Source organism: Allosphingosinicella vermicomposti, from assembly GCF_003012815.1.
Classification (GTDB): domain Bacteria; phylum Pseudomonadota; class Alphaproteobacteria; order Sphingomonadales; family Sphingomonadaceae; genus Allosphingosinicella; species Allosphingosinicella vermicomposti.
In genome coordinates this window covers 182501-204482 of record NZ_PXYJ01000004.1, presented here as the reverse complement: position 1 = coordinate 204482, position 21982 = coordinate 182501, and the positions used below count along the sequence as shown (strand labels likewise).

Here is a 21982-nt window from a genome sequence, read left to right as displayed (position 1 = left end):
TGGCGAAACCGTCTGACCGCTGCTAACATCTGAGGGATCAAGGGGAGAGTTGCGTGCCGGAGCTGCACTTTAAAGGCAAGGAGTTCGTCTATAATCACCATCTGACGGTGCCGTTCCGTCCGTTGGTGCCCCATGCAGACAAAGGCATTGGCGAACCAGCGCTGGATGGCAACCTCATCATCCACGGCGACAACCTGCATGGGCTGAAGGCGCTTTTGCCCACGCACGCGGGCAAGGTGGACTGCATCTTTATCGATCCGCCCTACAATACAGGCAATGAAGGCTGGTCCTATAACGACAACGTAAATTCGCCCATGATCCGCGAATGGCTGTCGGACAATCCGATAGGGGTGGAAGACGGCCTTCGTCACGACAAATGGGCTTGCATGATGTGGCCGCGCTTGCGGTTGTTGCACGAACTGCTGTCGGAGAATGGTAGCCTCTGGCTAACCTTGGACGACAACGAAGTTCACCACGCACGATCTATATTGGACGGCATTTTCGGCGAAAATAGCTTCATTGGGCAAATCGCATGGCAGAAACGAACTTCGCGCGAAAACCGCGCCGTGCTTTCGCCTAGCTTTGACCACCTGATCGTCTATTCGAAATGCCTTAAAGATACGTGGAAGATATTTCGAAACAGGTTGGACCCGGACAATTCTAATCTTTCCAACCCCGATAACGATCCACGGGGGCCATGGGATTCAATTCCGTTTTCTGCCCAAGGCTATCGAGAAAACCAAGTTTACAAAATCACGACGCCTACCGGGAAAGTGTTGGACCCGCCACGCGGTCGCTGTTGGGGCGCGACCGAACCCGAATTCATCAACCTTCGCGACATAGAAAAGCGGGTGTATTGGCCGAAGGGCGGCGACGGACGCCCGCGCATCAAGCAATTTCCAGATAAGAAAAAGGGGCTGGTCCCCGACACACTTTGGCTTGCTGATGAAGTCGGCGATACAGAGAGTTCAAAGAAACATCTTCTTGAAATATTTTCCGATACCGAAGTGGATTTTCATGCCCCTAAGCCTGTCGAGTTGGTTCGAAGAGTTATCGAAATAGCGACCAAAGCCGATAGCTTGGTGCTGGATTCCTTTGCCGGAACGGGAACAACTGCCCACGCAACTCTGGCAGCGAACGCGCGCGACGGCGGCAATCGTCGTTTTGTCCTTGTTGAAGGCGAAACTTATGCCGATGCGCTGACAGCCGAGCGCGTGCGCCGGGTAATTAATGGCTATCAGTTCAAGGGCACGCAAAGCGAAGAACTCCTGCGTCAGCCGATAACCTTCACCAAACTGCGCAATGCCGCAACGCTCATGGAGCGGGTGCAAGGCATCGAAACGCTGGATGGCCCGAACTATGACCGCATTGCCAAAACGGTGAAGGACGGCGTTCTAATCGTTACCGGCGAACGCGATGTTGAAGAACGGGCCGAGGGGCTTGGTGGCAGCTTCACATATTACACGCTTGGCGATCCGATTGACATGGACGGCTTGCTGACTGGCGACGACATGCCAGCCGTCGAAGGGCTTGCCGCCTTGCTCTATCACACCGCCACATCGCAGGCGTTCGACCAATCCAAATTGATGGCGGAACCAGCCATTGGTGATGGCGTGATGCGCTTGGGCAAGGCTAATGGCCGTCACCTGTGGTTGATTTACAAGCCCGATCTGGAATGGTTGAAATCCGGCGAAGCAGCGTTGACGCTAAGCCGGGCGCGGGCAATCGCGGCGACTGAAGCGGGCGATCATCTGGTGTTCGCACCGGCCAAGTTCGTGTCGCGCGAATTGCTGACGCAGGAACGCTTACCAGTTGAATATGCGCCGCTGCCCTTTGCCCTCTATCGTGTCGAGACGGCCTGACCATGGCGTTTCGCGAACTCGATTATCAGACGCGGGCGCTTGGCACGCTGGACGCCTATCTTGATGCGTTGAGCGCCGAAAAGGTGAAGGCTGACGCCGTTCTTGATGTGATTGCCCAACATCCGGGCATCGAAATTCCAATTCCCGACTTTCCGGCAAAGGCTTGGGAAACGCTGAAGGTGGCGGGGCAGCTACCCAAGTCGCGCGCCCATCTGGGCTATTGCCCACGCATCACCGGCCATGGCCAGCCGGTCCCCAACGTCACCATGAAAGTGCCGACTGGCGGCGGTAAAACCTATCTGGCGTGCGCGGCGCTTTCCCGCATATTCGGGCGCTATTTGGCGACGAACACCGGCTTCGTGCTGTGGATCGTGCCGAACGAAGCCATCTATGCCCAAACGCTGAAGGCTCTGAACGACCGGCAACATGCCTACCGCCAAACGCTGGACCGTGCGGCTGCTGGTCGCGTGCGCATCATGGAAAAGGGCGACCCGCTCAATCGGGCCGATGTGGACGCCAACCTCTGCGTCATGGTTTTGATGTTGCAATCGTCCAACCGCGAAAATCAGGAAAGCTTGCGTCTGTTCCGGGACCGTGGCGATGTGCATGGGTTCACGCCAGCCGAAGGCGACCAAGCGGCGCACAAGGCGCTGATGGACGCCATTCCCAACTTGTCAATTTATGACCTAGCCGATGGTGGCCCCGCTTGGCCCATGGTCAAGGATTCCGTTGGCAACGCGCTGCGCATCATCCGGCCCGTGGTGGTCATGGATGAAGGGCACCGGGCCATTTCGGATTTGGCCTTCCGCACGCTCTACGGCTTCAATCCGCTGTTCGTGCTGGAATTGAGCGCCACGCCAAAGGATGTTGCCGCCCGCGCCGCCACGGCCACCCGCGAAGCCGCGCCGGATCGCAAGGCCAATGTCCTTGTGGAAATTTCCGGGCGGGAGCTAGAACGCGAAGGCATGATAAAAATGCCGCTTAACATCGTGCCCATGGCGGGCAGCGATTGGACGGCAACGCTTCAGGCATCCTTGGCCAAGCTGCACGCGCTGGACGCGGCGGCAAAGGCTTATCGTGGCGACGGGGGCCTTTACATCCGTCCAATCTTGCTAGTGCAGGCGGAACGCACGGGCGCGGAACAGCGCGACGCGGGTTTCATTCATGCGGATGACGTGAAGGCGTGGCTTGTGGCGGCTGGCTTGGATGAAGCCGAAGTGGCGTTGAAAACGTCCGAAGTGAACGACTTGGACAAGCCTGAAAACAAGGATTTGCAGAAGTCGTCATGCCGCGTGCGGGTGATCATCACCAAAGCGGCGTTGGCGGAAGGTTGGGATTGCCCCTTTGCCTATGTCCTGTGTTCTCTGGCTGCATCTGGCAACGAAAGCGCCATGACGCAGCTTGTGGGGCGGATTTTGCGCCAGCCGCACGCTATCCGCACCGGCGTTGCCGAACTCGACGAATCCTATGTGTTCACGCATCGCGCCGAAACAGCAGCGGTTGTCGCGGCGATCAAGGCTGGCCTGTCAAACGATGGCATGAGTGACCTTGTGCAAGATGTGGTGTTGAAGGACGCGGGCGGAAGCGCCGTCAGCAAACGCGAGCTGGACCGGCGCGATGCGTTCCGTACAACCGACATTGCCTTGCCGCAGGTGCTGTGGATCGATGAAGGGCAGGATGCCCGGCTGCTTGATGCTGAAAGCGACCTGTTCCCGGCAATCGAATGGGCCAAGTTTGACGCTGAAGCATTTGCCGATGCCTTGCCGCAAAATGCCCAAGCGGCTGCCAGCCAACTGGTGCGCCTTCGCACTGGCGAGGATGCCGGTTTTGTCACCGAAGACGCTATTGCCCTGACAGAAGCATTGGCATTCGATGCCCCGCATGCCGTCCGCATGTTGAGCGACGTTGTGCCCAACCCTTATGTTGCCCGTGAACTGGTGGGCCGCATTCTCGCCAGATTGCGTGCGCGCGGGTTTGGTGACGAACTGATTGGACGGCTTTCCGCCTACATCATTGATGAAGCCCGCAAGGCTCTGGCGAAATGGCGAGACAAGCAAGCGGCTGCGATCTTTGCCGACCGTCTGGACTCTGGCCATGTTGAATTTCGGGTTCGCGGCGACGCTGGCGACTGGATTGCCCCCGATCATATCTGGACTAGCGCGCCGGACAATGCGCCCCAGGTTCCAAGCAAGAGCGGTGGCGCGTTAGAACGCAGCCTGTTCCTGCCCGTCTATGCCAGCGACCTGAACGACGATGAAAAGCATGTTGCTGTCTACCTGGACGCCGAAGCCGTTATCAAATGGTGGCACCGGAACGGCACGGACAGGGGCAGCTATGCCCTTCGCGGCTGGCGTCGGGGCAATGTCTATCCCGATTTTCTGTTTGCCTCATTGCGCGATGACGCTAGCGAACGGCTGGTGGCGATTGAATCCAAGGGCGACCAACTGGCAGGCAACCTTGATACCGAATATAAGCGCGAACTCTTGGAAATGTTGACCAAGGCTTATGGCAAGTCGGCTGGTGGAAAGTCTGGCGAACTACCCATGCCATCCAAGACCGTGGATTATGAAGCGGCTGTTGTCCTGTTCAGCGACATGAACGCAAAGCTCCCCGTCCTGATTAACGGCGGGGCGTAGCGAACCTCATTTGCTTCGCTGAAGCAAAGTTGCCGGTTCAACGGATAGTGCGTTGGCTATCCTTGCCAGCACGATGACGCTTGGATTGCGCCTTCCGCGCTCAATGCCGCCAACATAGGTCAAGTCTATTTCAGCGGCGAAGGCCAATTGCTCTTGGGTAATGCCAGCCGCTTGGCGAAAGCGTCGCACATTAGTTCCGACAATTTCGCGCCAGTCGCTCATCTGACGCAGCTTGCTGACAGGGACTATATTCGCTAGGGACTATAATCCCTATTCGTGTGTGTTGGAGGCGGAATTGAAACTTGGTTTGCTCCCTGTGTCGGGCATTGTGATGGCGCTCATCTCGGCTTCGTCAGTTCCGGCATTCGCCCAAACGCAAGTTCAGCAAGACCGTCTGAACCGGGTTGCGCAATATGTCGTCACCGCTCCTATGTGCGAACGTCTTGGCATGAAGCTGGACCCCGCCTTGCCGACGAAGGTTGAAGCCGCATTCAAAGCTGAAACTGCACCTTGGCAAATTGCGCCCGCTATTCTGGACAGGCTGATAGGCGAGTCTGTTTCGCGCCAAGTGCTAATTCTGAAAACCGACTTGGAAGCCGCGTCGGGGAACGGCCAGACCGATGCTCAGCTTCGGGGCGTGCGCACCATTTTGTTGGCCTATGGCCGCACCTGCATGGCGGCGACAACCGACCCCATCTTTGCACCCCTAATCACCTTGCCCGCTGGCTACGATTTGGAAAAGGCGGCGACCGACACGGCGGATACGATGCTTGAAGCTGGCGGATTGGCAAGTTGGCAGACTGCCCGCATCCAAGCGCGCGGAGATTTGATGATGCTGGCGGGCGCTTGCCGGTCAAAAATCGGCGCAGAGCGATCCGACGCACTGGTTAGGGAATTCGGGCAGTCCGACGACCCGCGCGTTCGAAACTACTATTCCAAGTCGTTTGACGAAGGGCTTGCCGATCCCGCGATGATTTCCACGCTGGCGGGATGCAACCGGGCCATCACGGCGAATCGGGTAAAGGCTAGATGACGCACGGCTGACAATCTTGGCTATTTTGGCGGAGTTCAATTCCGCCAATAACAACGCAAATCCGGAGATAAGATGGCGATATGGGGGATTACCCATCAACTAGCCCATCAAAACGCCTTTCGCGGGCGTGTCGCTCTTGGATGCAACAGTTCGTCAAGCTGGCTTGGCGTTAACCGATGATGCCAACATACGACTTTCTTCGCCGCGACCGTGCATTGGCCTTTCGTATCGGGCGCACCTCTATAGCCAGACGCCGCTAAGATGCGTTCCAAGATTTGCCAGTCGTCATAGGCTGGCGGTAGCCCGCGCTGGCTGTCCTTTGGAATACCGGCGTGAAAACGAAATTCATCAGACCAAAAGGCAACTTCACGCTTCAACATGCCCGGCCACTTTGCGCTGGTCCGGGCCTTCCCCTTACGGGAAGGCTTGACCAACCCTGTCAGAATATCCGCTACTAGTGAGCGCAATTCGTCCGTTACCGCGCCGCCACCCTTGATGAAGGCGGCCAACGGTTCAAAATCACGGGTCTTCCTGACGTAAGGGACAAGCCACTCCACATGCAATTCGCCAATGTCCGTCACGATGCCAATGCCGAATTGAGAGACACGACATTTCCTGAATGGGGTTTGGCGCAAAAGCTGGCCCAATCCTGCATCAACTTGACTCGCTTGGGGAACAGCGAACCGCGCTGATATGCGGCTTCGGCCTTGTCCGCCAATTGGTGCGCCAAGGCGTGTTCGATTACCTCTCGCGGATGGCCGCTAGACTCGCCAGCCCATTCGCGGAAGGTCGAACGAAAACCGTGCGGCACAACGTTCAAATCCATGCGACGCAACACCGCCGTAAGCGTCATGTCCGATAGCTGGCCACCCCTAGGCGCGGGAAAAACATAGTTCGTGCCTGCCATGCGGGGCAGAGCCTTAAGCATCGCAACGACTGCATCGGACAAGGGAACGCTATGGGGCTTTCCGGCTTTCATGCGCTCGGCTGGAATGGTCCAAATGGCGGCGTCTAGGTCTATCTCCGCCCATGTCGCCCCGCGAACCTCCCCCGACCTGCAAGCGGTCAAAATGGCGAATTCCAACGCCCTCGCGCCCATACCTTCAGCTTTGCGCAATTTTGGCATGAACGCGCCAATATCTGCCCATGGCAGGGCCGCGTGATGCTTTACCTTCGCCAGTTTCTTCGGTTTAGCTAACAGCTTGTCGAGATGGCCGCGCCATCGGGCCGGGTTTAAACCGTCCCGAAAGCCACGAACGGTCCCCCAATCCAAGACCTGTTCAATGCGCCCGCGAAGCCGGGTAGCTGTTTCAGTTTTGCTTTCCCAAATCGGCTCAAGAATTTTCAGGATATGGGGCAATTCAATGTCGCCAAGGCTCATTTTGCCAATGATGGGGTATGCGTAAGTTTCCAAGCTGTTGCGCCACTGCTGGCGATGCTTGTCATTGCGCCAGCTACCTTCATTAGCCTGAATGAAGGCCAAGGCCGCATCCTGAAACGCCATCGTCTTTCCTGCATGGGCGCGAATGGCCGCTTTCTCCGCAGCGCGAATTTTGATCGGGTCAACATTGGCGCGCACTTGTTTGCGGGCGGCTTCAGCCGCGTCCCGCGCCTCCGCCAATGTCACTTCCGGGTAGCCCCCAAGCCCCATGTCCCGACGCTTGCCGCCGATCATAATGCGCAACACCCATGACCGCCCGCCAGTTGGTAGCACTTGAAGTGCCAACCCTGGCACCCGTCCGCCACCGACGAAGTGCAAACCGGGCGTGGTCAAATTCTTGACCGCTAGTGCACTTAATTCCTTTGCCCGCTTCGGCATGTGTCCACTCAACCCCGTTGCCCATCATTTCACCCATCAACAAACGTGCGATTTGGAGAAATGTCAAGAGTCGTCATGAGAGAAAGAAGTCTAGGATTTAAGGCATTTATTAAGCGTAATGAGAGGGCATGAAGTGCCCTGAAGTTCGATGCAGGCGGACTCCGTCTCCGCCACCTTGTGCTCTGCGCCCTTGCTGCATTAAGCGGCTTTCCATGCTGAGCCTCAATTTCATCCGAGAGAATCGCGCCGTCGTCGAAAAGGCGATTGCCGACAAGAATGTGACCGTCGACCTCGATGCGCTGATCGCGCTCGACGGCGAAGTGCGGGAGGCGAAGACGAAGGTCGATCGCCTGCGCGGTGAGCGCAATGCGATCAGCGACAGCTTCAAATCTGCCGACCCGTCCGAACGCCCGGCGCTTGGCGCCAAGGCGAAGGCGATCGGGGCGGAGATCGCAGAGATCGAAGGCGGCCTCAATGAGAAGAGCGAGGCGCTGAACGGCCTGCTCCTGCGTTTGCCGGGCATTCCTTGGGAAGGCGCACCCGTCGGACCGGACGAAAATTCGAACGTGGTTGTGCGCCAGGAAGGTCAGGTGCCGCAATTCGATTTCGAGCCGCGCGATCATGTCGCACTTATCGAAATGAACGATTGGGCCGACCTTGGCCGCATCACGCAGGTTTCGGGGTCACGCCAATATTGCCTGAAAGGGCGACTGGCTTTGCTCGAACAGGCGGTGATGTTCTGGGCGCAGCAGAAGCTTTCGGCGGAAGGCTTCACAATGATGACGGTGCCGGCGCTCGCGCGGCCATCCGCCTTCGTCGCGACCGGGCATTTTCCCGGGCATGAAGAAGAGGCTTACGAGGTCCCGAAAGACGAATTGTACCTTGCGGGCACGGGGGAGATTGCACTCACCAGCCTCCATTCGGGCGAGATCCTTGAAAACGCGCAGCTGCCGATCCTTTATGCGGGCTATTCGCCTTGCTTCCGCCGCGAGGCGGGGAGCGCGGGGCGCGACGTGCGCGGGCTCCTGCGCGTCCACCAATTCTACAAGCTCGAACAATATGTGATTTGCGAGGATGATGCGGAGGTGTCGGCAGGGTGGCATGCAAAGCTGCTCGCCAATGCCGAAATGCTCCTTCGCGATCTCGAAATCCCCTATCAGGTGATCGAGGCGTCGACGGGCGACATGGGCCTCGGCAAATATCGCATGAACGATATCGAGAGCTGGGTGCCGTCCCTTAATAAATATCGCGAGACGCATAGTTGCTCGACCCTGCACGACTGGCAGGCGCGGCGCGCGAATTTGCGCTGGCGCGATGGCGAGCGGAAGGTGCGCTTCGTGCACACGCTGAACAATACTGCTCTGGCGTCGCCGCGCATCCTGGTGCCGCTACTGGAAAATCATCAGACCGCGGATGGCCGGGTGAAGCTTCCTAAGGCCCTGCAGCCGCTGATGGGCGGAGAATATTTGTAAGAGATTTCCGTTTCCAGGTCGTGTGCTGGCTGGAACGTCCTTCGACAGGCTCAGGACTAGCGGTGTTGATTGGCTGCTGAACAACGACAGCCGCTAGGCCCTGAGCTTGTTGAAGGGCGTTCGGTTCCCACCGGGAGCGGCGGCCTGGTGCTTGCGTTCATACTGGCCCGGACTGAGGGAAACGGATGACATCAACTGTAGCAGCCATGACCGATGCCGCTCCGCCGCGCCTCCCCTATATGCTGCGGGAAGCGGGATCTTTGCTCGCCCTTCGGGTTCAAGGCCTGCTTCCGGTGCGCACGGGCCGCAGGGTGGGGAGCGGCGAGGCGGTGATGGTGATACCCGGCTTCTTGGCGTCGGATCGCTCTACAATGATCCTGCGGCAGCGCCTGCAAGGTGCGGGCTATCGGGTTCATGGCTGGGGCCGGGGCATCAATTTCGGCGTGAAGGCGGATCTGTTCGACCGGCTGGAGGCGCGTCTCGCCAAGGTCGGGCACCAGGGACCGGTGACGCTGATCGGTTGGAGCCTCGGCGGCCTCTATGCCCGCGAACTTGCCAAGCGCCAGCCCGACAAGGTGGCGCGCGTCATCACATTGGGCAGTCCTTTTTCCGGCGACCTGCGCGCCAACAATGCCTGGCGGCTTTATGAAATGGTGAACCGGCACAAGGTGGATGCGCCGCCGGTGGATGTCACGGTGCACGAGAAGCCGCCGGTGCCGACCATCGCTTTATGGTCGCGCAAGGACGGGATCGTTGCGCCGGCCTCCGCGCGGGGCTTGCCGGGCGAAGTCGACAAAGCGGTCGAACTCGACTGCACCCATATCGGCTTCATGACCGCGCCCTGCGTCATCGACGCGGTGCTTGAGGAGTTGGCCGTTAAGGCGGACTGAGAAGCGGCGCGATGGGGGCGCCGGCTTCGATCGAATCCAGGAATTGCGGCTCGACGCGCTTTTGTGAGGCCTGTTCGTAATCGTAGCCGAGCGACAGGATCAGCGCGTCGGACCATTTGGGGCCGATGAAGCTGAGGCCGACGGGCAGGCCCTTCACATTTCCCATTGGGACAGTGAGGTGGGGATAGCCCGCCACGGCCGCGAGGTTGCCCGCGCCGCCGCCGGAAATCTGGTCGCCATTGACGCTGTCGATCAGCCAGGCGGGCGGCATGGTGGGGCCGACGAGCGCGACGACATTGTGCTCGCGCAAAAGCTTGTCGATGCCATCCGCGCCCGCGAGGCGGAGCGAGGTTGCGCGGGCTGTCTTATAATCCGGATCGTCGAGGCCCTTTGTGGCCTCGGCCTGTTCGAAGAGATCCTGGCCGAAGAGGGCGAGTTCGCGAGGTTGGACCTTGTTGAAGGCGATGAGGTCGGCGAGCGTCCTCGTCTTCACGCTGGCGGGCGTGGCCGCGAGATAGGCGTTCATGTCGGCCTTGAGTTCGGTGAGCAGCACCTTGATCTCGTGCCCGCCAATCTGGTCGCGCCCTTCCAATGCATCGATATCGACCAAGATCGCGCCTTCGCGCTTCAGCGTCTCCAGCGCCTCGGTGAAGGCAGCATCGGTGCCGAAGCCGTCGGCGAAGCGCATGACGCCGATCCTTTTGCCCTTGAGCGCGGTGTCGGAAAGCGTGGCGGCATAATCGGTGCGGCGGCGATCTGCCTCGGCAGTGGCGGGATCGGCGGGGTCGCTGCCTTGTAAAGCGGCGAGGACCAGCGCGGCGTCCCTCACCGTGCGGGTCATCGGGCCCGCCGTGTCCTGACTATGGCTGATCGGCACGACATGGGTGCGGCTGACGAGGCCGACAGTGGGTTTGAAGCCGACAATGCCGTTGATGGCGGCGGGACAGGTGATCGAGCCGTCGGTTTCGGTGCCGATCGCGGCGGGGACCATGCCTGCGGCGACGGCGGCACCGCTGCCGCTCGACGATCCGCAGGCATTGCGGTTGAGGGCATGGGGATTGCGCACCTGGCCGCCTACCGCGCTCCAGCCCGAGATGGAATTGGACGCGCGGATGTTCGCCCATTCCGACAGGTTCGCCTTGCCGACGATTACCGCACCCGCCGCGCGGAGATTGGCAACGAGCGGCGCGTCGCGGTTCGTCACATTGCCCTTGAGCGCGAGGCTTCCGGCGGTGGTCGGAAGCGGCCCCTTCATCTCGATATTGTCCTTGACTAGGATCGGCATGCCGAAGAGCGGGCCACGCGCCTTGCGCTGCCGGTCGAGCGCGCGGGCCTGATCGAGCGCGGTGGGGTCGAGAGCGATCACCGCGTTGAGACGCGGGTTCAGCGTCTCGATCCGCTTGATCGCCGCGAGCGTCTGGCTTTCCGCCCCCGGCTGCTGGGCGATGACGGGGGCGGCGATGAGGGCCCGCGCCAAGGAACAACGCCTTCTTCATTTCACCTCCACGTCTTGCGCCTCTTCCGGCACGAGACCCCGGCTTTCGCCGGGGTGACGCATCCAGGATCTGGGTTACTTCAGCGGTTTCAGCAGGGTGTCGAGGGACGCACGGCCTTTCCCGACCTTCTCGAGAACCGGGTAGCGGAGCCCGTCGTGATAATCGAGGGTCACGGTGCGGTAGATATCGCCCTTCTTGGTAAGAAGGGTGATCGGCTCCGATGTGCCCTTGGCCGCCTTGATCGCGTCCTTCAGCGCATCGTTCGAATAGGTGCGGCCGTTCACCGCCAGAAGATCGGTGCCTGCGGTGACGCCCTGGTTGAACAACGGCGAATCCCAGGCGACACCCGATACCGTGCCGCCTTTGCCGACGGTCAGCCCGATCGTGTAGGTGAGGTCGAGCATGTCGCGGTCCTTCTCCCGCGACTTGAAGTAGGCGGTCGGCTCGTCCTTGTAGACGAGGCGGTAGCCGCCGCGCTCGATCCAGTCGAGCGGCGCCTTGCCCGTCTGATTGACGCGCTGATTGAGATAGGCTTTCCAGTCATAGGGCGTCACGCCGTTCAAGGTCCGGACGACATCTTCGAACGTGTAGGTCATCTGGCCTTCCTGGCCCGGATTGACCCCGTAAAAAGCGGCGGCGAAATCATCGAGCGACTTCTTGCCGTTGGTCCGTTCGCGGATGATGCTGTCCACGTCGAGCCAGATCAGCATGCCTTCGATGTAATAATCTTCCGAACGCTGCCAGCTGGTATTGGCCTGCGGGCGGCGGGAATTGATGATGGGATCGTTGGTCGTGTCGACGAGCGGCCGCCAACTGCGGCCCGGCTGCGTATCGTAATAAGCTGCGGCGCGCGCGAACTCGCCGAGCACGTCCTCCGCCGGCATCATGCCCGAGCGGGCGGACAGCACATTGCCCCAATATTGCGTCTGGCCTTCATAGACCCAGAGCAGGCTGTTGCGCATCGGCATGCGGTAATCGGGCGTGAAAAGGTCGGCCGGGCGGCGATATTTGCCGTCCCAGCTATGCGTCATTTCGTGGGCGAGCAGGTCGCGGCCCGCAGATCCGCTGTCCCAATCGGAGAAATAGGTGCGCGGATGGCTGTTTTCCGAGGAGCGAAGATGCTCGAGGCCGATGCCGCCCAATTCCTCGGTCAAAGCGAGCAGGAATTCATATTCGTCATAATGTTTGGTCGTGAAGACTTTCAGAGCTTGCTCGACGAGGCGCTTGTGCGCCGCGATCTGCTCGGGCGTCGCTTCGAGATTCTTGGCCTGATCGGCGAAGATGTTGAGGGCCACGTCTTTAGAAAGCTGCTCGCGGCGATAGTGACGGCCAGCGAAGATCGGGGAGTCGACCAGCGTTTCATAAGAGACCGTCTTGTAAGCCAGCTTGCCGCCGCTTTTGTTGCCGTTTTCGACGTCGAGAGAGGTTGCGGCCTGCCAGCCCTCCGGAAGCGTGACGTTAGCCTGGACCGGGATGTTCCGGACATAATAACCTGCTGGATAGAAGCTCATTTTCTCCCACTGCAGGTTCAGCATTTCGGGTGTCATCGTGACGCGGCCTTCACCCGTGCGGGTCGGGGAGAGGTGCTGGAATTCCATGTCGATCGCGGTCGCGCCCTGCGGCACGTCAACGTGCAGCGCATAGACGTCGGCGGGGTCGCGACGCCAGGCAATCGGCTGGCCGTTGGCGCTGATCTTGATGCCCGCAACCGTGTTGATCGGTCCGCGCGGAGCGTGGTTGCCGGGCAGCCATTCGGGGAAGAGGAGGGTGAGGGGGCCTGCGCCGGCGACCGGCACCGTCTGCTTCACCCGATAGATGCCGCGCTGCGTGTCGGTCGCGTCGACATCAAGACGCATCGCGCCCGGATAGGCGATGTCGCGCGCGGCGGGGATTCTGTCGGGGAAGGGAAGCGGCTGCGGCGCACCGGCCGGAATTTGCGCGAGGGCGGTCGAGGAGAGAAAGGCGGCGGAAATCAGCAGGATGTTGCGCAAGACCGGAGCTCCATGTGGGGGATTATCCCCACATGGATGGCGCAGGACTTCGCTCTCGTCCAGTTTTCTGTTTGCGCTTTCTCCACCGCTGCTAGGGCTGAGCCTGTCGAAGCCCGTTTCAGCTGAAACCATCCTTCGACAGGCTCAGCCCTTAGCGGTGTGGTGGAGCTTAAGCGTTCTTCGCTTCTTTGGCGCGTTCGAGGGCTTCGAGGATGATGCGTTCGGCATCTTCGCGGCCGAGCCACTTGCCGACGCGGACCCACTTTTCAGATTCGAGATCCTTATAATGGGTGAAGAAATGTTCGATCTGCTTCATCACGATTTCGGGCAGATCGTCGGCTTCGACGACATTCTGATAATAAGGGAAGGTGGTGTCGACCGGTACACACAGCACCTTTTCATCGCCGCCCGCTTCGTCTTCCAGCAGGAGAACGGCGATCGGGCGGACGCGGACGACCGAGCCGGGAATAAAGGGCGAGCGCGCGACGACCATCGCGTCCAGCGGATCGCCGTCCGGCGATAAGGTGTGCGGGATGAAGCCGTAATTGGTCGGATAGCGCATCGGCGTGTGCAGGATTCGGTCGACCCAGATGGCGCCCGACTTCTTGTCGAATTCATATTTCACGGGTTCGCCGCCGACGGGAACCTCGATGACGACGTTGACGCTCTTGGGCGGATTGTCCCCTACCGGGATAAGATCGATATTCATGCCGCGCCCGTTAGCTCGCCCAAGCTTTTCACGCCACGCAAAAATGCTATGGCGCGGCGATGAGTAACAAGGTTCAGGCCGTGCGCGGCACACAGGACATGCTGGGCGAGGCTGCCGAGCGCTTCCACACTGTCGTGGCCGCGTTCGACAAGGTGCGGCGCCTTTACGGATTTCAGCGCGTCGAAGTGCCGATGTTCGAAGCGACATCGGTGTTCGCCCGGTCGCTGGGCGAGACGACCGATGTCGTGTCGAAGGAAATGTACACGTTCGAGGATCGCGGTGGTGATTCGCTCACCCTGCGGCCGGAGTTCACCGCAGGCATTTCGCGCGCCTATTTGAGCGAGGGCTGGCAGCAGCATGCGCCCTTGAAGGTCGCGACGTGGGGCGCGGCGTTCCGCTATGAGCGTCCGCAGAAGGGGCGCTTCCGCCAGTTTCACCAGCTCGATGCTGAAATCCTTGGTGCGGGGGAGTCGGCGGCGGACGTGGAGTTGATTGCATTCGGTGCGCAGCTTCTGGCCGAGCTTGGTGTGGGTGACAAAGTAGAGCTTCAGCTGAATACACTTGGTGATCCCGAGACACGCGATGCCTGGCGGACGGCGCTCGTCGCGCATTTCGAGAAGCATCGCTACGACCTGTCCGAGGAAAGCCGGACGCGTCTCGACAAGAATCCGCTGCGCATCCTGGATTCCAAGGAGCATAAGGATTTTCCGATCGTCGACAGCGCGCCGGTGGTGGACGATTTCCTGACATCTGAAGCCGCAGACTTTTTTGCGGCGGTGACGGCCGGGCTCGACGAAGCGGGCGTCAAATGGACGCGCAGCCCGCGGCTTGTGCGCGGTCTCGATTATTATCGTCACACCGCGTTCGAATTCACGACCGAGGATCTGGGGGCGCAGAGCGCGGTCCTGGCGGGCGGGCGTTATGACGGCCTGATCGAAAGCATGGGCGGGCCGCACACGCCTGCGGTCGGATGGGCTGCGGGGATCGAGCGTCTCGCGCTACTCATCGACGCGCCCGCGCCGCTTGGCATCGACGCGGCGCTCGTGCCGCTCGGCGAGCGTGCGGAGCGCGCGGCGACGGGGATTGCGGCCAAGCTGCGGCGTGCGGGCCTCGCCTGCGAAATGGCCTATCGCGGCAATATGAAGAAGCGGATGCAGAAGGCGAATGCGAGCGGTGCGCGCTATGCCATCATCATCGGCGACGATGAATTGGATCGTGGGCAGGCGGCGGTGAAGAACCTCGCCAGCGGCGAACAGCAGAGCATCGCATTCGACCGCATTGCGGAGGCGCTGCGCGGCGCATGACGTCCATTTCCGACCAGCGCATTGCCGCCATCGAGGCGCGCAAGGACGAGCTTCAGAACGCCATGGCGGCGCCCAATCTGGCGCCCGACCAGTTCGTGAAGCTGTCCAAGGATTATGCCGAGGTCGAGCCGGTCGCCGAGGCCGCGCGCGAGGTGCGGCGGCTGCGCGCGGAGCTGGATGTGCTTGCGGGCATGGCCGACGATCCTGAGCTGAAGGCGATGGCTGCCGAGGAGGCCGACGAGATCCGGCGGCAATTGCCGGAGGCGGAGCGGACGCTGGCGCTGAAATTGCTGCCGCGCGATGCGGCGGACGAGCGTTCCGCCATGCTCGAAATCCGCGCGGGTGCCGGCGGGGATGAGGCGGCCTTGTTCGCGGGCGATCTCTTCCGCATGTACCAGCGTTTCGCCGAGGAACAGGGCTGGCGGGTCGAAGTGATTTCGACGAGCGCGTCGGATGTCGGCGGCTTCAAGGAAATCGTCGCGTCCGTGACCGGGCAGGGCGTGTTCGCCAAGCTGAAGTTCGAAAGCGGCGTCCACCGCGTTCAGCGTGTCCCGGCAACGGAAAGCGGCGGGCGCATCCATACGTCGGCGGCGACGGTGGCGGTGCTTCCCGAAGCCGAGGATGTCGATGTGCAAATCGACGACAAGGATTTGCGGATCGACGTCTATCGTTCATCCGGGCCGGGCGGGCAGTCGGTCAACACGACGGACAGCGCGGTGCGGATTACCCACCTTCCGACCGGCCTTGTCGTCATCCAGCAGGATGAAAAGTCGCAGCATAAGAATAAGGCCAAGGCGCTGAAGGTACTCCGCACTCGCCTCTATGAAATGGAGCGCGAGCGGCTGGCGAGCGAGCGGGCGGGCGCGCGCAAATCGATGGTGGGATCGGGCGACCGGTCTGAACGCATCCGGACCTATAATTTCCCGCAGGGGCGGGTGACGGATCACCGGATCAATCTGACGCTGCACCGGCTGCCTGAAATATTGGAGGGACCGGGGCTCGGCGAGGTGATCGGCGCATTGGTGACCGAGGATGAGTCCGAGCGGTTGGCGACGCTGGATGAGCAATAGCTTCCAGTACTCAACAATCCAGGTGCAGGATTCTCGCCTGGACTGGATTGCTTCGTCGCTTCGCTCCTCGCAATGACGAGGGCGATCGGCCTTGCCCTCGCCAACGCGACCCGGCGGCTTTCAGCTGTCAGCGCGACCCCCCGGCTCGATGCAGAACTGCTGATGGCGCATGCGCTTGGCGTGGAGCGGGAGGCGATGCTTCTCTCGCTGATGGACGGGCCGGTTCCTGACGCGTTCGAAAGCCTGCTTCGCCGCCGGGAGGCGCATGAGCCGGTGGCTTATATTACCGGCCGCCGCGCTTTCTGGACGATCGATTTGAAAGTCGGGCCAGGCGTGCTGGTGCCGCGGCCGGACAGCGAGACTTTGATCGAGGCGGCGCTTGAGCATTTCGGGACCCGCGCGCCCCAACGCATCCTCGATCTCGGCACGGGATCGGGCGCCTTGCTGCTGGCGGCGCTCAGCGAATGGCCGAGCGCGACGGGGTTGGGGATCGACCAGTCCGATGCGGCGATCGCTATTGCCGAGGGCAATATCCGGGCGTTGGGGCTTGCCGGTCGCGCGGACGTCCGGCGCGGTTATTGGACCGGGGGGCTGGAGGAACGGTTCGACCTCATCCTCTGCAATCCGCCTTATATCGAGATCCGCGCGGAACTGCCCCGCGACGTGGCGGAGTGGGAGCCGGAGGGTGCACTCTTTGCCGGGCCGGACGGTCTCGACGACTATCGCCGGCTTGCGCCGGAAACGCGGCGGCTTCTGGCGCCGGGAGGTTGCGCCTGCTTCGAGATCGGTGCCGATCAAGGCGCGCCGGCCGCTGCCCTCTTCGCGAAGGAGGGGCTCAGCGTCATCGTGCGGCGCGACCTGGCGGGGCTCGATCGTTGCTTGCTGGTGACAGCCTGACCAATATTGCAATCTTTGGACTTGGATTTGTCCGCAGCGATAGCTACATAGGCGTCAGGGACGGGTAGCTCACAGCCTTTGATAGCGTGAAAGAGCCCGTCGCGACCCCCCATTGCACCAATCGCTTCGGCGAGTTTGGCGTAAGGAGGCGGCAGCCGCATTGCGGAGGCTAGCCTAACGGTCGTGCAAAGAATCGCCGGGACGGCCCCGGCATGGAGTGGCTGAAATAACCCCCAGACGAGGATTCACTTTTTGATCAACAATCGTCAGAACGGCCGCAGGCGTGGCCGTAGCAATGGACCCCGCACGCCCAATGCATCAGGCCCGGGCAACAGGCAGGACAATCGCCAACGCGGCAATGCCGCCCAATTGCACGAAAAGTACAAGGCGCTGGCGCGGGACGCGCAGCTTGCCGGGGATCGCGTGCAGACCGAATATTATCTCCAGTTCGCGGACCATTATTTCCGCGTTCTGAGCGAAGGCCGCGCGCGCTTCGAAGAGCAGCGCCGCCAGCGCGACGATTATTATGCCTCGGATGAGGATGACGATCGCGACGACGTGCAAAATGACGATCAGGACGGTGAAGGCGAAGAGCGCGAAGAACGTACCACGCGCGAGTCCCGCCAGGATCGTTCCGAGCGCGGCGAACGTCAGGACCGTGGTGAACGTCAGGACCGTGGCGAGCGTCAAGATCGTGGCGATCGTGCGGAACGCGGCGAACGCCGGACCCGCCGCCCCCGCCGCGAAGAGCGTGATGAGGAGCAGGGTGAGGAGCGCATTTCCCTCGACAGCCTGCCCCCGGCAATCGCACCGGGCAACGATACGGACGAGGAGCAGCCTGCTCCGCGCCGCCGTGGACGCCGTCCGCGCGCAGCCGAAGGTGAAGCGGACATCGCGCCCGCGGCCTGATCGCGGCGGATATCCTCAAAGTGAGGGCGGTGGCCATGCGGCTGCCGCCCTTTCTTATGACGGTGTAATAAATCCGTCATTGAAGTGTCGCTGACGCGTCATTGCGTCTTCTTATTTCCGTCTTCATGAATGCCCAGCGGGCGATGAGGATGTTGATGATGACCAAGCCATTCGTTGCCGCTCTCCTTTCGGCCACCTTCCTTTCGAGCGCGGCGCAGGCCCAGGATCCGGACCTTGCCGCCGAGCTTGCGGCTATGCGCGCGAAGATCGAAAGCCTGGAGGCGGAAGTTACCGCATTGAAGGCGCAGAAACCGGAAACGCCGAGCTGGAAGGGTGCGCCGCAATTCGAGGACAAGGAAGCGGGCTTCAGCTTCAAGCCCAAGGGCTTCGTGCAGTTCGACACTGGCTATGTTGAAAATCCGGGCGATGCGGTGGCGACGCAAAACCTTGGCTATAACAGCCGCGCGCGTCGCCTGGTTTTCGGCGCGGAGGGCACGTTGCCGGGTGGCTTTGGCTATAAGGCCGAGTTCAACTTTGCGGGCGGCAGCGTGGATTATGAGGATATCGTCCTCACCTATCAGCCCAAGGGCAGCCCGCTGCAGATCACGCTCGGCAATTTCTATCCGCTTTCGAGCCTCGAGACGATGACGAGCTCCCGCCTCACCTCCTTCCTCGAGCGATCGCAGGCGGTGGACGCATTCGGCTTCAATCGCCGGATTGGCGCCGCGATCGGCCTTGTCGATCCCAATGATCGCTACACGCTGACAGCGGGCATCTTTAACGCGCCGATCGGCAGTGCCTTTAACAATGATAGCTGGCAGGCCAGCGTTCGCGGCACCTATTCGCCCAAGATCGGCGACAATGGCCGTCTGCACCTTGGCGCCAATTACCAGCATCGCGAGACGCAGTCGGATGCACAGAGCGTCCGCTATCGCACGCGGCCGTTCACGCAGCTGACCGACGTGCGTTTCGTCGATACCGGCGCCATTGCGGCAAAGGGGGAGGACATAATCGGCGTGGAGCTGGGCGGGATTTTCGGGCCGCTGCACTTCGCGGCGGAAGGGCAGAAGGTATGGGCCAACGCTTATGCGCCGGGCACCACCTTTGAAGGTCTCGACGGCGTGGGTGGCGGCGTCTTCTATAATGGCGATCCGAGCTTCATGTCGGCTTATGCTGAGATCGGCTATTATCTGACCGGCGAAACGCGTGGATATAAGGGTGGTAAGTGGGATCGGACCAAGGTGCTGCGCCCGGTTGGCAAAGGCGGCATCGGGGCGGTGCAGATCAATGCGCGGGTCGATTATGTCGATCTCACCGATCGATTGTCCGGGGAGAGTCTCTATGCGCCGGATCATATCAACGGTGGCAGCCAGACCGGCTATCAGCTGAGCGCGATCTGGAACCCGATCGATTATGTGCGCTTCCTCCTCCAATATAGCCATGCGGACGTGAAGGGCGGTCCACTCGCGGCAACGGTGAAACCCGATAGCTCAGAGCCGGTCGACGAGCGCAGCTATGGCGTCGACAGCATCGGCCTTCGCGCGCAGGTCGAATTCTGATTGATTTCGTTCGGGACGCGTAACATGGTCTGACCCATAAAGTGGGGAGCCCCTTTCATGCGTCACCTTCTTCTCGTCGCGACGATCCTGTCCGGAACCGCATCCGCGCAGACCGCGCAAGGCGACGTTTCGGTCACCATCTATAATAATGACGTCGCGCTGGTTCAGGATGTGCGCCAGCTCGATCTGCCCGCGCGCCGGGTGCGGCAGGAATTTCCGGATGTGTCCGGGCGGATCCAGGCCGAAACCGTCTCGCTCGCAGGCGACGGGATCGGCATCGTCGAGCAGAATTTCGACTATGACCTGCTTTCCCCATCGGCGCTGATGCAGAAGGCGGTGGGCGAGACGGTAACGCTCGTCCGCACGAACCCTGCCACCGGCAAGGAAGAGCGCGAACGGGCCAAGGTGCTCGCGGCCAATGGCGGCGTCGTGCTGCAGATCGGTCAGCGGATCGAGGTGTTGCGCGACGATGGCCTACCGGTGCGCGTGATTTTCGACAAGGTGCCGGAAAACCTCCGCGCCCGCCCGACCCTGTCGGTGACGCTTGAAAGCGACCGTGCGGGACAGCGGCCGGTGCGCCTCTCCTACCTCACTGGCGGGCTCGACTGGAATGCCGACTATGTCGTGATGTTCGACGACAGGGCCGGGCGTATCGACGTGCAGGGATGGGTGACGCTCACCAACAATAGCGGGACGACATATAATAATGCGTCGACCATCCTCGTCGCCGGCGGTGGAGGCGAGGGTTATTCGGGAAGCAGCCGAAGCGCGGGCACGGAAACCGCGGACCGTGAGCGGCTTGGCGACCTTTATCTTTATCCTTTGTCCGAACGGACGACGATCGCCGACCGGCAGACCAAGCAGGTCAGCTTCCTCGACGTATCCGGCGCTCCGGCGGCGCGGGCTTATGAATATCGCAACGGCTGGCTCGGCACGCGGCAGGAGCCGGGCAGCGCCAATAGCGTGCTTCGTTTTTCAACTTCGCGAGACCAGGGGCTTGGCGACGCGCTACCGGCCGGGACGGTGCGCGTCTATATGCGGGATGCGCGCGGCAACGCGCAGTTCATTGGCGAGAACAATATCGGCCACACCGCAATGGGCTCGTCGATCGGCCTCAAGACCGGCGATGCCTTTGACGTGAAGGTGCAGCCGGTGGTCGAGCGGCGGGAGCGAATCAACAATGAGCGGTGGCGGACGACGATGCGCTATACGCTCAGCAATGCGCGGCCGGAGCCGGTGACGGTCGACCTTGTCCAGGGCGGCCTCGACCATTGGGCCGATACGCGCATCATTGAGGAAAGCCTGAAAAGCGAGCGGCGGAATGCGGGTGAGGCGGTGTGGAGCGTGCCCATTCCAGCCAATGGCACCGCGACCGTCACCGCGACGTTCGACACGCGCTTCTGATTCGTCGGATGCGCGGCCTCCTGATCCTGTTGCTGGCGGCGGCGCCCGGCGCGGCGTTAGGTCAGGTTATTTCGACGTCGGCTCGTCCGGACAATATCGCCGTGACGATCTATCGCGATCCGAGCCGCCACGTATCGACACGGCCGAATTCCAATTGGCTTAACGGCTTCGCGCTCATCACCGAAACGCGGCAGATCCGCATTCCGGCGGGAGAGGCGGATATCCGATTCGAAGGCGTGGCCGGCGGGATCATTCCCGAAAGCGCGATCGTCACCGGCCTGCCCAAGGGCGTGCGGGAGAAGAATCAGGACGCGCTTCTGCTTTCACCTGGGAGCCTCATCGACCGGTCGCTCGGCAAACGCGTGCATATTCGCCGCACCTCCCGCGAAACGGGTGAAGTACGCGAGCATGATGCGGTGATCCGCTCCTCATCCGACGGGGCAGTGGTGCTGGAGACGGCGGACGGGATTGAGGCGCTGCGGTGCACCGGGGTTCCGGAAACGATCATTTATGGCGGGGTGCCCGCCGGCCTGTCGGCGAAGCCCACCTTGTCTGTGCGGACGCAAAGCGAGTCGGAAACGGTGGCGACGATAACGTTGTCATACTTGGCCTCCGGCTTCGACTGGCAGGCCGATTATGTCGCGACTTTGTCTCCGGCGGGTGACCGCATGGATCTGTTCGCTTGGCTGACATTGGTGAACGGCGACGAGACCAGCTTCCCGCAAGCCGAAACCAGCGCCGTGGCGGGTAAGCTCAATTGGGGAAGCCGCCGTCCGGAGAAGGCGCAGGGCAAGGCTCTTCAGCTCCAGTGCTGGCCCTCGGATACAACGAGCGATGTGCCGGAAGACGAATCGCTCATTCCGCCGCCGCCTCCACCTCCGCCGCCCATGGCGCCGCCGCCGCCGGTCGCGGCTCGGCCGACAGAGGATAT

At 61.3% G+C, this 21982-nt stretch carries 18 protein-coding genes (1 of these 18 only partly in view); 12 read left to right on the top strand and 6 right to left on the bottom strand.

The features are described 5' to 3' along the window. Positions 1–53: 53 nt before the first annotated feature. Both C7I56_RS12110 and C7I56_RS12105 read left to right on the top strand, forming a co-directional pair. Complete coding sequence (locus C7I56_RS12110) at positions 54–1862, top strand: site-specific DNA-methyltransferase (RefSeq protein ID WP_106640873.1); 1809 nt, start codon at positions 54–56, stop codon at positions 1860–1862. 2 nt (positions 1863–1864) lie between these two features. Further along, entirely contained in the window at positions 1865–4498 is a 2634-nt protein-coding gene (locus C7I56_RS12105; RefSeq protein ID WP_106640872.1) for a DEAD/DEAH box helicase family protein, read from the top strand. Positions 4499–4504: 6 nt separating this feature from the next. Here C7I56_RS12105 and C7I56_RS12100 read toward each other — a convergent pair whose 3' ends face one another. Continuing rightward, the gene (locus tag C7I56_RS12100; RefSeq protein WP_106640871.1) at positions 4505–4720 is read right to left on the bottom strand and encodes a helix-turn-helix domain-containing protein; all 216 of its coding nucleotides are present in this window, start codon (positions 4718–4720) and stop codon (positions 4505–4507) included. Between the two features lie 61 nt (positions 4721–4781). On the opposite strand from C7I56_RS12100, the gene C7I56_RS12095 reads away from it, so the two are divergent. After that, complete coding sequence (locus tag C7I56_RS12095; RefSeq protein ID WP_158703132.1) at positions 4782–5531, top strand: hypothetical protein; 750 nt, start codon at positions 4782–4784, stop codon at positions 5529–5531. 107 nt (positions 5532–5638) lie between these two features. Here the strand turns inward: C7I56_RS12095 and C7I56_RS12090 are convergent, their stop codons facing one another. Together C7I56_RS12090 and C7I56_RS12085 are read right to left on the bottom strand one after the other, a co-directional pair. Beyond that, positions 5639–6112 (bottom strand): hypothetical protein, encoded by a 474-nt coding sequence (locus tag C7I56_RS12090; RefSeq protein ID WP_106640869.1) that lies wholly within the window; start codon positions 6110–6112, stop codon positions 5639–5641. Next, positions 6109–7350, bottom strand: coding sequence for a tyrosine-type recombinase/integrase (locus C7I56_RS12085; RefSeq protein ID WP_106640868.1), 1242 nt, complete (start codon positions 7348–7350; stop codon positions 6109–6111). Before C7I56_RS12085 ends, C7I56_RS12090 begins: the two co-directional genes overlap by 4 nt. A gap of 212 nt (positions 7351–7562) precedes the next feature. On the opposite strand from C7I56_RS12085, the gene serS reads away from it, so the two are divergent. Continuing rightward, positions 7563–8822, top strand: a complete 1260-nt coding sequence (gene serS / locus C7I56_RS12080) for a serine--tRNA ligase (RefSeq protein ID WP_106640867.1) — start codon at positions 7563–7565, stop codon at positions 8820–8822. Between the two features lie 206 nt (positions 8823–9028). Beyond that, entirely contained in the window at positions 9029–9712 is a 684-nt protein-coding gene (locus C7I56_RS12075; protein WP_199792404.1) for an esterase/lipase family protein, read from the top strand. On the opposite strand, the gene C7I56_RS12070 is transcribed toward C7I56_RS12075, so the two are convergent. The 3 genes from C7I56_RS12070 to ppa all read right to left on the bottom strand — a co-directional run bounded on the left by C7I56_RS12070 (position 9699) and on the right by ppa (position 13908). Beyond that, the gene (locus C7I56_RS12070) at positions 9699–11189 is read right to left on the bottom strand and encodes an amidase (RefSeq protein ID WP_106640865.1); all 1491 of its coding nucleotides are present in this window, start codon (positions 11187–11189) and stop codon (positions 9699–9701) included. The two genes, C7I56_RS12075 and C7I56_RS12070, sit on opposite strands and share 14 nt — an antisense overlap. A gap of 93 nt (positions 11190–11282) precedes the next feature. Continuing rightward, a complete protein-coding gene (locus tag C7I56_RS12065) occupies positions 11283–13199 on the bottom strand; it encodes a M61 family metallopeptidase (protein ID WP_342587712.1) in 1917 nt (638 codons plus the stop codon). 169 nt (positions 13200–13368) lie between these two features. Further along, positions 13369–13908 (bottom strand): inorganic diphosphatase, encoded by a 540-nt coding sequence (gene ppa / locus C7I56_RS12060; RefSeq protein WP_106640863.1) that lies wholly within the window; start codon positions 13906–13908, stop codon positions 13369–13371. 59 nt (positions 13909–13967) lie between these two features. Here ppa and hisS point away from each other — a divergent pair, with 59 nt between their 5' ends. The 7 genes from hisS to C7I56_RS12025 form a co-directional block, all read left to right on the top strand. Then, complete coding sequence (hisS, locus tag C7I56_RS12055; RefSeq protein ID WP_106640862.1) at positions 13968–15212, top strand: histidine--tRNA ligase; 1245 nt, start codon at positions 13968–13970, stop codon at positions 15210–15212. Continuing rightward, complete coding sequence (gene prfA, locus C7I56_RS12050) at positions 15209–16282, top strand: peptide chain release factor 1 (protein WP_106640861.1); 1074 nt, start codon at positions 15209–15211, stop codon at positions 16280–16282. Before hisS ends, prfA begins: the two co-directional genes overlap by 4 nt. Positions 16283–16354: 72 nt before the next feature. Further along, on the top strand, positions 16355–17179 hold the full coding sequence (prmC, locus tag C7I56_RS12045; RefSeq protein WP_106640860.1) for a peptide chain release factor N(5)-glutamine methyltransferase: 825 nt from the start codon (positions 16355–16357) through the stop codon (positions 17177–17179). Positions 17180–17431: 252 nt separating this feature from the next. Then, entirely contained in the window at positions 17432–18088 is a 657-nt protein-coding gene (locus C7I56_RS12040; protein WP_106640859.1) for a DUF4167 domain-containing protein, read from the top strand. A gap of 155 nt (positions 18089–18243) precedes the next feature. Further along, positions 18244–19647 carry an OprO/OprP family phosphate-selective porin gene (locus C7I56_RS12035; RefSeq protein ID WP_158703131.1) on the top strand — a complete coding sequence of 468 codons (1404 nt, stop codon included), beginning with the start codon at positions 18244–18246 and terminating at the stop codon, positions 19645–19647. Positions 19648–19704: 57 nt separating this feature from the next. Then, positions 19705–21051: a DUF4139 domain-containing protein gene (locus C7I56_RS12030; protein ID WP_106640857.1), complete on the top strand. Its 1347-nt coding sequence runs from the start codon at positions 19705–19707 to the stop codon at positions 21049–21051. Between the two features lie 8 nt (positions 21052–21059). Further along, positions 21060–21982: the 5' portion of a DUF4139 domain-containing protein gene (locus C7I56_RS12025; protein WP_106640856.1), read on the top strand. Its footprint extends 619 nt past the window's final position; 923 of the gene's 1542 nt are visible here — the first part of the coding sequence; the start codon lies at positions 21060–21062; the stop codon falls past the right edge of the window.